10 protein-coding genes are annotated in these 13482 nt (G+C 67.2%); 5 read left to right on the forward strand and 5 right to left on the reverse strand.

Annotation, left to right across the window (positions count from 1 at the left end):
• The first annotated feature begins 130 nt into the window (after positions 1-130).
• Entirely contained in the window at positions 131-2059 is a 1929-nt protein-coding gene (locus QOL69_RS15370) for an ABC transporter ATP-binding protein (RefSeq protein ID WP_283403875.1), read from the forward strand.
• Positions 2060-2098: 39 nt separating this feature from the next.
• On the opposite strand, the gene QOL69_RS15375 is transcribed toward QOL69_RS15370, so the two are convergent.
• The 3 genes from QOL69_RS15375 to QOL69_RS15385 all read right to left on the reverse strand — a co-directional run bounded on the left by QOL69_RS15375 (position 2099) and on the right by QOL69_RS15385 (position 6623).
• Positions 2099-2956 carry a ParB N-terminal domain-containing protein gene (locus QOL69_RS15375; RefSeq protein ID WP_283403876.1) on the reverse strand — a complete coding sequence of 286 codons (858 nt, stop codon included), beginning with the start codon at positions 2954-2956 and terminating at the stop codon, positions 2099-2101.
• A 109-nt stretch (positions 2957-3065) separates the two neighbouring features.
• Positions 3066-5654: a PAS domain S-box protein gene (locus QOL69_RS15380; RefSeq protein WP_283403877.1), complete on the reverse strand. Its 2589-nt coding sequence runs from the start codon at positions 5652-5654 to the stop codon at positions 3066-3068.
• 303 nt (positions 5655-5957) lie between these two features.
• Positions 5958-6623, reverse strand: coding sequence for an O-methyltransferase (locus QOL69_RS15385; protein WP_283403878.1), 666 nt, complete (start codon positions 6621-6623; stop codon positions 5958-5960).
• 202 nt (positions 6624-6825) lie between these two features.
• Here QOL69_RS15385 and QOL69_RS15390 point away from each other — a divergent pair, with 202 nt between their 5' ends.
• Together QOL69_RS15390 and QOL69_RS15395 are read left to right on the forward strand one after the other, a co-directional pair.
• Positions 6826-8499: an acyl-CoA mutase large subunit family protein gene (locus tag QOL69_RS15390; protein ID WP_283403879.1), complete on the forward strand. Its 1674-nt coding sequence runs from the start codon at positions 6826-6828 to the stop codon at positions 8497-8499.
• Between the two features lie 31 nt (positions 8500-8530).
• Positions 8531-9286, forward strand: coding sequence for a hypothetical protein (locus QOL69_RS15395; protein WP_283403880.1), 756 nt, complete (start codon positions 8531-8533; stop codon positions 9284-9286).
• A 10-nt stretch (positions 9287-9296) separates the two neighbouring features.
• Here the strand turns inward: QOL69_RS15395 and QOL69_RS15400 are convergent, their stop codons facing one another.
• The gene (locus QOL69_RS15400) at positions 9297-10100 is read right to left on the reverse strand and encodes a formate/nitrite transporter family protein (RefSeq protein ID WP_283403881.1); all 804 of its coding nucleotides are present in this window, start codon (positions 10098-10100) and stop codon (positions 9297-9299) included.
• Between the two features lie 116 nt (positions 10101-10216).
• On the opposite strand from QOL69_RS15400, the gene mce reads away from it, so the two are divergent.
• Together mce and QOL69_RS15410 are read left to right on the forward strand one after the other, a co-directional pair.
• Positions 10217-10603 (forward strand): methylmalonyl-CoA epimerase, encoded by a 387-nt coding sequence (mce, locus tag QOL69_RS15405; protein WP_283403882.1) that lies wholly within the window; start codon positions 10217-10219, stop codon positions 10601-10603.
• Between the two features lie 73 nt (positions 10604-10676).
• The gene (locus QOL69_RS15410) at positions 10677-11237 is read left to right on the forward strand and encodes an archaellin/type IV pilin N-terminal domain-containing protein (protein ID WP_283403883.1); all 561 of its coding nucleotides are present in this window, start codon (positions 10677-10679) and stop codon (positions 11235-11237) included.
• A 5-nt stretch (positions 11238-11242) separates the two neighbouring features.
• On the opposite strand, the gene QOL69_RS15415 is transcribed toward QOL69_RS15410, so the two are convergent.
• The gene (locus QOL69_RS15415) at positions 11243-13414 is read right to left on the reverse strand and encodes a S9 family peptidase (RefSeq protein WP_283403884.1); all 2172 of its coding nucleotides are present in this window, start codon (positions 13412-13414) and stop codon (positions 11243-11245) included.
• Positions 13415-13482 lie beyond the last annotated feature (68 nt).

Here is a 13482-nt window from a genome sequence, read left to right on the forward strand (position 1 = left end):
GCGACCCCGGGCGTGGAGGCGACGGCCGCCCGCACGACGGTGATCGCGACCCGGCTCGCCGGAGGTCCCGACGCCCGAGCCCGCGGTAGCAGCTCTATAATAATGGGTCCCGCCTTAGTGGATGGGTTCAATGAACGAGTCAGCGGAGCTCGGAATCGAGCTCTCGATACGGGAACGGCTCGCCGCGGTCAAGCGGGTGGCGGGGTTCAATCCGCCGCTTGCGGCCGCGATCATCGTACTCAGCGTCCTGACGGCCGCGCTCGAAGGCGTCGGGATCGCGTTTTTAGTTCCGATCATCGAGCAGGTACAGGGGTCGGGAGCCGGCGGCGTCCCCGACGGCGGCCTCATCGGCAGCGTGTTCGCCCGCGTCTACGGGGCAGTCGGTATCCCGTTGACGCTGGCGACGGCCGTCGGCGGCGTCGCGCTCGTGATCACGGTCAGGGTCCTGCTACGCATCGTCGTCGGCTGGCTCGAAGCGATCCTCCGCACGCATTACATGCGTGAGCTGAAGACGCAAGCGTTCGAACGCGCCGTCGGCGCGCAGGTGTCGTACTTCGACGCCCACGGCTCCGACGAGGTGCTTAACGCCATCGTCACGCAGTCGAAGTACGCGAGCCGAGTGATCCGCGACATCACCGGCGGGTTCAAACAGCTCCTCTTGGCGGTGACGTACACGGCGATCGCGCTGTATCTCGCGCCGGTTCTGACGGTCGTCGGCGTCGGCGTGCTCGGCGTTCTGGTGTTCCTCATTCGGACGGTGTTCGACTCGGCGCTGTCGATCGGCTCCCGCGTCGCCGACGCCAACGAACAACTCCAACGGGCGATCCAGACGGGGACACAGGGGATCAGGGACGTGAAGCTGTTCACGATGACCGAGGAGGTTTTCGGCGATTTCCAGGGCGTGATCGACGAGCACACCCGGGCGAAGATCAAGCTCCGGCGGAACCGACTCGCGTTCAACCAGCTGTACGCGCTCGCGGCCTCGCTCGCCATCTTCGCGCTCATCTACTTCGCGGTGTCGTACGCGTCGCTCACGCTCAGCGCGCTCGGGATGTACCTGTTCACGATGTTCCGTCTCGCCCCGCAGGTGAGTAGCCTGAACAAGACGTTCTACAAGATAGAGGAGAACCTCCCGCACCTCGTTCGGACCTGGCGGTTCATCGATACACTCGAAGACTACGAGGAGGTCGACGAGGGTGACGAGTCGGTTCCGGTGCCCGTCACCGAGTTCTCGTTCAGGGACGTCGACTTCCGCTACCGGACGCGGGCGACCGCGATCGGTGCCGACTCGGGGCAGACGCGCAGTGACGGCGGCAGCAGTGTGGGTGCCCACCAACCCGCACCCGCCGCCGACGCGCGGAGCGAACCCGAACCGCCCGACCGGGGCGAGCGAGTCCTCGACGGCGTCTCCTTCGAGGTCGAGCGGGGCGATTTCGTCGCGTTCGTCGGTCCCTCCGGGGCCGGGAAGTCCACGATCGCCTCGCTGAGCGCCCGCCTCTACAACCCCGACGGGGGCGCTGTCGTCGCGAACGGTCGGTCGATCGATCGGTTCGATCTGACGGAGTGGCGGTCGAACGTCGCGGTCGTCCGCCAGAAGCCGTTCATCTTCGACGAGTCGTTGCGGTACAACGTGACCGTCGGCAACCGCGACGCGACCGAAGCGGAGATGGAGCGGGTCTGCGAGCTCGCGTCGGTGACCGAGTTCCTCGACGAACTCCCCGACGGGTACGACACCGTGCTCGGTGAGGACGGGGTCAAGCTGTCGGGGGGACAGCGACAGCGCGTCGCCATCGCTCGGGCCCTGTTGAAGGACGCGGAGATACTGGTGCTCGACGAGGCGACGAGCGACTTGGACACGAACCTCGAAGCCGCGGTCCACGCGGGCATCGAACGGGGGCAGGACGACCAGATGCTCGTTGTCATCGCACACCGCCTCTCAACGGTCGTCGACGCGGACCGGATCCACTACGTCGAGAACGGCCGCATCCGCGAGTCGGGCGCACACGGGGAGCTCGTCGCGGGGGACGGCCCGTACGCGGACATGTACGAACGACAGTGAGCGGCGTCGGCCGCGCTCTCCTCAACGCCGCGACCCGAGTCAGAACCGCTCCGCGCCCGAATCGGAACGGCGTCCACGGCCCGATGCCTCGGTCCCGGCCGCGTCCCGCTTCGCCAGCCACTCCGGATGTCTGACGTAGACGACGGCGGGCACGGAGTCCACGCCGAGCAGGTCGGCGAGCATCAGCCGGTGTTTCCCCTCCACGAGCAGCGGCTCGCCGTCGCGGCTCACGTCGACCGCGATCTCGTGACGCATCACGCGCGGGAACGCGTCGGGGCCGGGAGCCACCTGATTCCGCCGGGCGAGTTCCAACTGGGACCGGTACCCGTCCCGGCGGAGCGTCTCGTACAGGTCGTCGAGGCGCTCACACCGGCGACGAACGGCCGCTTCCGTGTCGCAGTCGTGCCAGACCGCACGCCCGGCGTCAATCTCCTCCGTGAGTACGGCGAACAGGGCCGTCTCGTCCCACGGCGTGTCCGCCTCGAAGTGGTTCCGAAGCGACCGGTATAGGACCGTCTCGCGCATCTCGTCTCCGCCGTAGAGCCGGACCGACGGGTGTCGCTCGGGGTCCGCGGAGAGCGGTCGGCGGTCCCAGTTACCGCCGCGGACGCGGCCCAGCGACTCGAACCGGTTCTCCCAAGGCGGGTAAGCGCGACCGGTGAGCCGGTCAACCGATTCCGGCCGCAGTTGGATCGGTCTATACGGCCGCACCACGCGAGCGTCGTCGCCCACGCGGACGGCGTACCGCTCGCGGTACTCCGCCGCGAGCGTCCAGTAGAGTGAGGTGGGGACCGAGCCGGCGAGTCGGCCCGTCAGGAACGCCCGCGCCGCACCGTGGAGGACTCTGTGGGAGACGCCCGCGGGCGTCCGGTCGGTCGACTCGTCTTCGCTGTCCATGCGTCGGCGGCGCGTGCGGGGTAGTCAGCGACGACCGATCCGTCGCCGCCCCGCGGCCACTCTGGAGGTCGCGACACATCCATAAATAGCGATGGGTCGGGTTCCGCTCTCACCGCTCGTCCGCGGCGGCCGACTCCGGGCGGTCGACACCGACGAACTCGAAGCGCGCGCCGCCGTCGTCCCCCTCCGTGACGGCGACCTCCCAGCCGTGCGCCTCGGCGATGCGCTGGACGATGGCGAGTCCGAACCCGGTCCCCGTCTCGGAGGTGGTGTAGCCGCTCTCGAACACCGTCTCGCGCTCGTCCTCCGGGATTCCCGGCCCGTCGTCCGCGACGTAGAAGCCGTCGGTGAGGTCACCGACGACGACGCGCTCGCCGCCGTGTTCGTCGGCGTTCCGGAACAGGTTCCCGAGGAGCTGGCGGACCCGCCCGGGGTCGGCGAGGATCTCACCGTCGGTCTCGACTGCGACCTCAACCGGCGTTCCGTCCGCGTCGCCCGCGTCCTCCGCCGTCTCGAACGGACCGTCGCCGCCGGCCGACTCGAACGCCTCGTCGCTGTACGCGGCGGTCAGTTCCCCGAGGTAGACGCGCTCGAACGACCCGACCGTCTCGCCCTGCCTCGCGAGCGCGAGCACGTCGTCGATCAGCCGTTCCATCTCGTCGAGCGCGCGCTCGCAGTGATCGAAGTACGAGTCGGTCCCCGTCTCGCGGGCGAGTCTGAGGTACCCGGAAAGGACGTTGAGCGGGTTCCGAAGGTCGTGCGAGACGATCGAGGCGAACTCGTCGAGGCGCTCGTTCTCCCGTTCGATGCGCCGTTCGTACGCCTTGCGCTCGGAGATGTCGCGACTGCTCGCCAGAAATCGGTCCTCTCCCCGGACGTCGATCCGCCGGACGTTGACCTCGACGGGGAACGTCGAGCCGTCGGCGCGCACGAACGACGTCTCCAACCGAACCGTCTCGTCCATCTCCAACCCGTTCCAGAGCCGCTTACCCTCCTCCGGGTCGAGTTCGTCGTCGACTTCCCACACGTCCATGCCGACGATCTCGTCGCGGTCGTACCCGAGCGCCGTCGTCATCGCCCGGTTGGCGTCAACGATCTCCCCCGCCTCGTCGTGGATGTCGATCATGTCCGGCGAGCGCTCGAACAGCGCCTCCAGCCGCGCGGACGTGTGTTCGAGCCGCCGCTGCCGCCGCCGCTGGTCGGTCACGTCCCGGGAGATGCCCAAGATTCCGTCGAACTCGCCGTCGATGACGAGCCGCGTCAGCGCGTAGTCGATGATCATGCCCGAATTGCTCGGAACGTCGAGTTCCGTGGTCCCCGCCAGCGACTTCCGATCGCCCTTGACGAGCGCGGCGAACGGGTCGCCGTCGCTCGTCTCTCTGATCCGCTCGACCAGCGTGCTCCGCTGCCCGACGAGCCCCTCCGGTGTGGTCTCGTACACCTCGGCCAGCCGGTCGTTGACGAGCGTGAACCGTCCCTCCGCGTCGTACACGCAGACGGGCTCAGGTAGCTCGTCGACGATCCGGCGGTACCGCCCGAGTTCGCGCTCGCGCGCCTTCTCCTCGGTGACGTCGATGTGGATGCCGACGGCTCGTCGAGGCTCGCCGTCGTCGGTCCGCTCGACGACGCGGCCGCGGTCGCGGATCCACCGCCACTCGCCGGACTTCGACCGCATCCGGTAATCGCACTGGTAGAGGTCGGTCTCGCCGGCGAAGTGTCGCTCGATGGCGTTCCACGCCGAGTCGAGGTCGTCCGGGTGGACGCGCTCCTCCCACGACGCGAGTTCGAACGCGATCTCTTCGGGCTCGTGTCCGAGCATCGCCGCCCACCGCTCGTCGAAGCGGACCTCGTCGGTCTGGACGTCCCAGTCCCAGACCCCGACGTCTGCCCCCTCGACGGCCAGCTGGAGGCGCTCGGAGAGCTCTCGGAGTTCGCGCTCGCGCTCCCGCCGTTCGGTGACGTCCCGGACGTACAGCGCCATCCCGTCGTCGGTCGGGTACGCGTTCACGACGAGGTCGGCGTCGAGCCGGTCGACGTGCTGTTCGAACTGGACGGGATCGCCGGTCGCCGCGGCCTCGCGGAGCGTCGCCTCGGCGTCGGTATCGGTGGTCCTCGGGAACGCGTCCCAAAGCCGCTCGCCGAAAATCTCGTCCGCGTCGAGGTCGATCAGGTCCACCGCCCGGTCGTTGAGGTACGACACGCGCCAGTCGTCGTCGACCTCACAGAACGCGTCGGAGATCCGCTCGAAGTGGTCGACGGTCCGGCGGTCGCCCCGGGTCGGGGCGACGACCTCGTCGACGGCGGCCGCGAGCCGCTCGTACTGGTCACCAACCTCTCCCCTGCGGAGGTATTCGTCGACACCGGCCGAGATCGCCTCGCTGGCGACCGCCTCGGACCCCCCGCCGGCGAACAGCACGAACGGGACGTCGCCGTGTCGGCTCCGAACGGTTTCGAGCAGTTCGACGCCGTCGGTCTCGGACGTCTCGTAGGCCGAGACGACGCAGTCGAACCCCGTCGCTGACAGCGCGTCGAGCGCCGCGTCCGGGCCGTCGACCGCCGTCGCGTCGACCCGCTCGTCGCTGCGTTCCAGCGTCTCGGCCGCCGGCCCCGCGAACCCCGGTTCGCCGTCGACGAGGAGGACGCGGACGGACGGCGCAGCGCCGGTCGACGACCCCCGCGGCTCGCTCGGTTCGCTCATCTGCTTAGGTGTTTTTAATCCGACATGATAACCGTTACGCTCGACGCGACGCGAACTCCGACGGACCGACAACCGATCCGATCGATCGGAGCGCCGACGCACTCCGTCGGTTTCGTCACAGGCGTTCGAGACAAGATACGCCGGGCGAGCGATCGAGGATTTATCAGAATTCCGAAATTAATTCGGGTCCCCGGAAACCCTCGGATCCCCGGTGGGTCCGTCGTGGTGGCCTCTCTGCGGCGTCGTTCACGTTTCCGTCGTATCGTCCCGTGTCCGTTTCGCTGCGTCGCTCCCACGACCGCCTCACTTCACCTTCGTCGAGACCGCGATCCCGGACCCGACCGGGAGTATCGCGGTCTCGACGGCGTCGTCCGAGCGAACGGTGCCGACGTACTCGCCGATACCGCGCGTCTCCTCGTCGACCGCGGCGTCCGGGAGCGGTTCGCCCGCCTCGAAGTGCGCGACGAGGTCGCCGAAGTCGATCGGTCCCCGAGCGATGTTGTCGGCGACGACCACGCCCCCGGTCCGGACCTTCGGGAGGGCCGTCCGGTAGGCGTCGGCGTACCGTCCCTTCTGGTGGTCGATGAGGACGACGTCGAAGGGGCCGTCGTAGCGGTCGACCGTCTCCATCGCGTCGCCGACCTCGAAGGTGACGCGGTCGGCGTAGCCGTGGTCGCTCGCGAACGCCGCGCCGCGCTCGGCCTCGTCGGCGTCGAACTCGGTACAGACCACGCTCCCGACACCGCCGCGGAGGAACCACGTGGCGGAGTAGCCGAACCCGGACCCGAACTCGAACACGCGCTCCGCGTCCGTCAGCCGCGCCAACAACCGGAGGACCGCGCCCGCCTCGGGACCGATGATCGGGAACCCCCACTCGTCGGCGAGCTCGGCCATCTCCGCCTGAACCGCCGTGTGTTCCGGGGCCGTGGCGGTCAGGAACCGGCGCGCGGGATCTGTGAGCACGTCCATGCGGGCGGGTCGAACGCCCGACACTTAAATCGGGTCGGCGGGTCGAACCCGATCGGGCCGACGGCCGGACCGGCAGATCGGAGCCTCGCCCGCCGAACGGCTCGGTTCGCTGTCCGCCCGCCGAACGGCTCGGTTCGCTGTCCGCCCGCCGAACGGCCCGGCCTGAAAACTGTTAAGTTCCGCTCGGCCGACCGATTCAGTAATGTACGACCCTGAGGAACTCGAAGCGATCCGCGACGCCAAGTCGTCGTGGGAGGAGGGCACCTACGGGGAGACCGTCGACCGGTTCGGGGAGCGCGAGGAGACGTTCACCACCGACACCGGCGGACAGGAGGTCGACCCCCTCTACACCCCGGCTGACGCTGAGACCGACTACCGCGAGGACCTCGGCTATCCCGGCGAGGAGCCGTACACCCGCGGCGTCTACTCGACGATGCACCGGGGGCGGCTGTGGACGATGCGCCAGTACGCCGGGATGGGGACCGCCGCGGAGACGAACGAGCGCTTCCAGTACCTCATCGACGAGGGCTCGTCGGGGCTGTCGATGGCGTTCGACCTGCCGACGCAGATGGGGTACGACTCCGACGCCGCGATGGCCGAGGGGGAGGTGGGCCGGTCGGGCGTCGCCATCGACACCCTCGACGACTTCGAGACCGTCTTCGGCGGCATCCCGCTCGACGAGGTGTCCACGTCGATGACGATCAACGCCCCCGCCGGCGTGCTGCTCGCGATGTACGTCGCGATGGGGGACAAGCAGGGCGTCCCGCGCGAGGAGCTCCGCGGGACGATACAGAACGACATCATGAAAGAGTACATCGCGCGGAACCTCTACATCTACCCGCCGAAGCAGTCGATGCGGCTGATCACGGACATCTTCGAGTTCTGCGCGGCCGAGACGCCCGCGTTCAACACCATCTCCATCTCGGGGTACCACATCCGCGAGGCGGGGTCGACCGCGGCCCAGGAGATCGCCTTCACCCTCGGCGACGGCATCGAGTACGTCGAGGCCGCGCTCGACGCCGGGCTAGACGTCGACGAGTTCGCCCCGCAGCTCTCCTTCTTCTTCAACGCTCACAACAACATCTTCGAGGAGGCCGCGAAGTTCCGCGCCGCCCGCCGGATGTGGGCGAAGATCATGGACGAGCGGTTCGACGCCCAGAACCCCAAGTCGAAGCAGCTGAAGTTCCACACCCAGACCGGCGGCTCGACGCTCACCGCCCAGCAGATCGAGAACAACGTGGTCCGCGTCTCGTACCAGGCGCTCGCAGCCGTCCTCGGCGGCACGCAGAGCCTCCACACGAACGGAAAAGACGAGGCGCTCGCGCTCCCGACCGAGAAGTCCGTCCGCACCGCGCTCCGCACCCAGCAGATCCTCGCCCACGAGTCGGGGGCCGCGGACACGATCGACCCGCTCGCCGGCTCCTACTACGTCGAGGACCTCACCGACGGGATCGAGGAGGAGGCGTTCGAGATCTTAGAGGAGGTCGACCGCCGCGGCGGCATGTTGGAGGCCGTCGAGAGCGGCTGGGTCCAACGGCAGATCCAGGACGTCGCCTTCGAGCGCCAGCAGGAGATCGAGGAGGGCGAGCGGATCATCGTCGGCGTCAACGAGTTCGAGGTCGACGAGGAGCCGGAGATGGACTTAGAAGAGGTCGACCCCGATCAAGAGCAGAACCAGCGCGAGCGCCTACAGGGAGTGAAGGCCGACCGCGACGGCGACGCGGTCGACGAGGCGCTCGCATCGATTCGCGAGGCCGCACAGGGGACCGAGAACGTGATGCCGCACATCGTCGACGCCGTGAAGGCGTACGCGACGGTCCAAGAGATATCGGACGTGCTCCGCGACGAGTTCGGGGAGTACAAGCCGGGGCGGTGATATTAATACGATCTACTAATTTTTGAGATGTATGCCAAGCGGTTTATTCGGATTTAGCCTGAGAGATATATATTCAAGAGTTATTCCGGGCGCAGTTGGTAGCATAATCGTTGCTGGACCATACATGCTGTACGGGTATTATGAGACGAACCGTAGCCTACCTCAAAATGTGGCATCGGATATAACAGTTATTGTGCCAGTACTGCTGTTAGTCTGGTTTGGCTTTGGGGAAGCAATACGATATTTTCGTAGGGCAAACGGGGGAGTTCCACGCGAATTTAGAGAGCAGTATCAGTACTACCATCCGCAAACAAATAATTCGTATCTGATAGAATCTCTCCTAATGAAATTAAAAATATCCTCGTGGGATACCCCGGATATGGTTTGGACTGATCAGTGTCAGTTCTTTTGGGATGATGTTGCCGAAAGGTTTGATCTTGATACGCGAAAATCGGGACACATTCAGGTATATAAGATATTACAAAAGGATCTCAGAGGTGACCTAAGCGTGGACACATTACGGCATAAGTCACTATACGAACTGAGTAGAAATATCAGAATGTCTATAATTATTTCATATGTTTTATTAGCAATAATTATTATACAGCAGTACGCCTCAGGGAGTGCTGTTCTTAGTTATAGTATGTTGTGGATAGTTATTTCAACCATAATAATTACAGCCGCATCACAGATATATAAGATTATTTTTGTTGGACTTGTCCATGAATATATCAATGACTTACTCACGGAGTACTACATTAAGTACATATCAAATGACGTGAGCTGAATCATTTCGATTAGTTCGCGCCGCGAACGACGTGGCCGTACTTCAGTAGCGCGACGAACACCCCGCCGCCGAAGGCGTTGCCGATCGTCGCCAACACGAGGAACCCGGCGTAGTCGGTCAGCGTGATCGCGTCCGAGACGAACAGCCCGAACAGCACCTCGACGTTGCCCGCGATCGAGTGCGGGAGGTGGAGGAGGCCGATCGTCCCGGTGACGATCAACACGAGGAGGATCCGGGCGGTCGTGTCCTGCGCCGCCGTCACGAGCCACGCCAGCAGGCCCATCAGCCACCCGGCGAAGACGCCGCCGACGAACAGCCACGGGAGATCGTGGTCGACGAGCTTCAACGCGATCTTCTCGAAGGACGCGGGGTCGACGACGCCGAGTTCCGGCATCAGCAGGATCACGAGAAGGGTGAAAAACAGCCCGCCGACGAGGTTTCCGACGTACACCAGTCCCCAGAGGCGGCCGAGCTGTTCGAACGACGCCTGCCCGTCGAGGACCGGGATCACCGCAAGCGTCGTGTGTTCGGTGAACAGCTCCGACCGCCCCAAGATCACGAACATGAAGCCGATGGAGTAGACGCTCGCCAACAGCAGCTCGGTCGGCAGGTCACCGAATCCCCCCGGGGACAGGGTCAAGATCACCGCCATCATCAGCGGGCCGAACCCGATGTCGAGCCCCGCCGACAGCCCCGAGAGCAGGAGGCCGGACCGCTCCCGCCGCATTTCGTGTAGCCCGGTTTCGAGCAGCGAGTCGAGGACGCTCCGGGACGACATCTGGTCCGTCGAACCGTCGTTCTGTGAATTGCTCACTGTTGGAACCGTTCGCCGTTACTCTCGGAACTCACCCAAAGCTTTGCGTTTTCTGAGCGAGGCGCGGACGCGGACCCCGCGCACCGTATAAGTCGGCGGCACTCGTCTTGGGACGTATGCGCTTCGACCACGTCGGCGTCGCCACGCGCGACGCCACCGACTTAGCCGACCTGTTCGGCGGCCTGTGCGACGCGCCGGTCGCCCACGAGGAGACGTTCGACGACATGCGGATCGTCTTCCTCGAACTCGACGGCGGCGGCTACTTCGAACTGCTCGAACCGGACGCCGGCGGAACGATCGGGGATTACCTCGACCGCGAGGGGCCCGGCGTTCACCACGTCGCGCTCGCGGTCGACGACCTCCCGGCCGCGCTCGATGACGCGCGCGACCTCGGCATCGACCTCGTCGACGAGGAGCCGCGCCCCGGCGCGTGGGGCCACGAGGTGGCGTTCTGTCACCCCGGATCGACCGGGGGCGTCCTCGTCGAGTTCGTCGAGCACTGAGGTCGCGGCGACGCCCGCGGCGGCCGCGTCCGAAAACGTTGGACTTTCGTGAACGGGCTACGGAGACCGTGTAATGCCCGAACGCTCCAGAGGGGTCACGTCGGTCGTCTCGACGGTTCTCCTCGTCGCGATCGTGGTGGTCCTCTCGGCGACCCTCTCGGTGTTCGCGCTGGGCGTTACGGACGAGCTTCAAGACCCGGGTCCCTACGTCTCGCAGTCCAGCGGACAGCTCGTGGTACAGGAGGGTTCCGACGGCGGGATCGTGCGCATCACGCACGTCGCCGGGGATCCGGTCCCGGTCGAGGAGACGGAGATAGCCATCGACGCCACCGACACCTGCGGGGAACGCGAACGGCTGATTAATCTGCCTGAGGATCCCTCGAACAACGCCGGGCGATTCGCCGACTCGAACGTCGCATCCGGGCCGATCAACGAGAGCATCGTCTCCGGGCAGACCGGGCTTGACCTCGGAGTTCTCGACTCGCGCACGTCGAACACGCTCGGAGCCGGGTCGCATCTGGGCTTCCGGCTTACCGGGGGGGAGTGTCAGCTCACTGCTGGCGACCGAATCGTGGTCCGGGTAGTCCACGTCCCGTCGGGCTCCGTCACGATAAGTCAGGAATTCGCGGTCTGAGCGATCTACGCGCCGTCTGCTCCGTCCGCGTCGACCGCCGGATCGTGCGTCTCGTACCAGTCGAGGATCTTCTCTAACCGGTGGATCGCGCGGTCGGGGTCGCCGATGTTGTGGTGTTCCTCCGGGTAGACGACCAGCTCCGCGTCGATCCCCTGCTTCCGGGCGGCGACGTACAGCTGCTCCGACTGCGAGGAGGGACACCGCCAGTCCTCGCCGCCGGCCATCACGAGCAGCGGCGTCTCGATGTTGCCGGCGTCAAGGACTGCCGTCGACGCGTCGTACGCCGCGGGGTTCTCCCACGGGAGGCCGAACTCCGCCTCCAGCCAGACGTGCGTGTCGTCCGTCCCGAACGCCGAGCGGAGGTCGTAGATGCCGTGTTCCGGCGCTGCCGCGGCGAACAGGTCCGGCTCCTGCGTGACCAGAAAGCCCTGCGCGATGCCGCCGTACGAGAAGCCGTAGCCGAACACGCGGTCCGGGTCGATCCAGCCGCGGTCCGCGAGCGACGCGACGCCCGCGGCGATGTCGTCGACCTCGGCGGTTCCCCACGCGCCGGTCAGCTCCGCGGTGAACGCCCGGCCGCGGGAGGTGCCGCCGCGGTAGTTCGGCCGGAAGACGAGGTACCCCCGGCTCGTCAGCGCGGCGTGCGCGAAGCTGAACACCGGCTCGTCGTACGACATCGGCCCGCCGTGGATCGCCACCACCAGCGGGTGATCGCCCTCGTCGGGGTCGACCTCGGGGTCGTGGTAGCACACGCCGTCGAGCGTCCAGCCGTCGGACTCCCACTCGACGCGGCGGGCCGTCGGCATCGAGAAATCCTCCGTGAGCGACTCGTTGACGCGGGTGAGCCGCCGGAGGGAGTCCGGCTCGGCGGCCGCGTCGAGGTCGTCGACGTCGACCGCGTACAGGTCGCTCCCGTCGGTCGGGTGCGAGAGGACCGTCACCGCCGTCGAGCCGTCGTCGTCGACGTCGAACGCGGCCATGGCGCGGTCGCGGCCCTGCGCCTCGAAGACGCGCTCCGCGGTGCCGCCGGCCCCCTCGTCGTCGACGTCGACTCGGACCAATCGAGTGCTGCTCTCGTCTGCGATCCGCGTGTATATCGCGCCGTCGACCCACGTCGGCTCGCCGCCGCGGGCGACCGTCCGGTCGAGGTCGGCGGTGAGCGAGACGGGATCTCCGCGGTCGCCCCCGTCGCCGGCGTCGACGAGGTACACCTCGGCCGGGGCGGGCGGGTCGTCCGGGTCGCTCGCGACGGTCGCGATCCCCTCGCCGTCGGGCCGCCACGCCGGCGCACCGTGGGCGAGGTCGCCGCCGGTGAGCCGCTCCGCGTCGCCGCCGTCGGGAGAGACGACGTAGAGGTCGCGGACGGTGGTGTCGTCCGGGCGGTCGAGGCGACAGGCGGTGAAGGCGATCCGGCCGTCCGGTCCCCACGTCGGATCCATGCCGGCGAGGTCTTCGAACGCGCCGCCGCCGTACGCGTCGTCGAGGCGGCGGGCGTCGCTCTCGGGGTCGTCGAGGTCGACCACGAAGAGGTACCGCGTCACGTCGTCGGTCCACCCCGCGCCGTTCACCTTGTGCTGGAGCCGCGTCGTCTCGATCGGCCCGCCCTCCTCGCGCACCTGATCGAGGTACGCCGACTCCTCGTCGGTCGGGTCGCGCGACTCGATCACCAGTCGGTCGCCGTCGGGCGAGAAGTCGAACCCGGCGACGCCCTCGTCGCGCTCGGTGACCTGCCGGGCGTCGCCCCCGAGCGCGAGGTCGAACAGCCACACCTGCGGTTTCGGCTCCTTGTCGCCGTTTCCGAGGGGTTCGTCCTCGTCCTCGGAGCCTCCGTGGTCGTCCGGTTCGTCGTCTTCGCCCTCCGAGTCGTCGCCCGCCGCGTCTTCGTCGTCTCGCTCGCGCCAGCCGACCCGTCGCTCGGCGTCGCGCTCCCGGGCGGCCACGAACGCGAGGCGGTCGCCGTCCGGTCCCCACGTCGGCGCGGAAGCGCCGGACGCGCTCGTCAGCCGGTGCAGCTCGCGGGAGCCGTCCGTCGGGACGACGAACAGCGAGGAGACCGCCTCGTCCGCGGCCTGGTCGTACTCGGTCGCGGTGAAGGCGACGCGGTCGCCGGTCGGGGAGACGGCGACCTCGCCGATCTGGGTCAGGTCGTAGTACGCGTCCAAGGGCAGTTCCGACATGGAGGCACTCAGCGGCGGGCGGAGGATATACGTTCGGGCCGCGGAACCCGCGTGACGGCGACCGAGGT

It is taken from the genome of Halorubrum sp. DM2 (assembly GCF_901686465.1).
Classification (GTDB): Archaea; Halobacteriota; Halobacteria; order Halobacteriales; family Haloferacaceae; genus Halorubrum.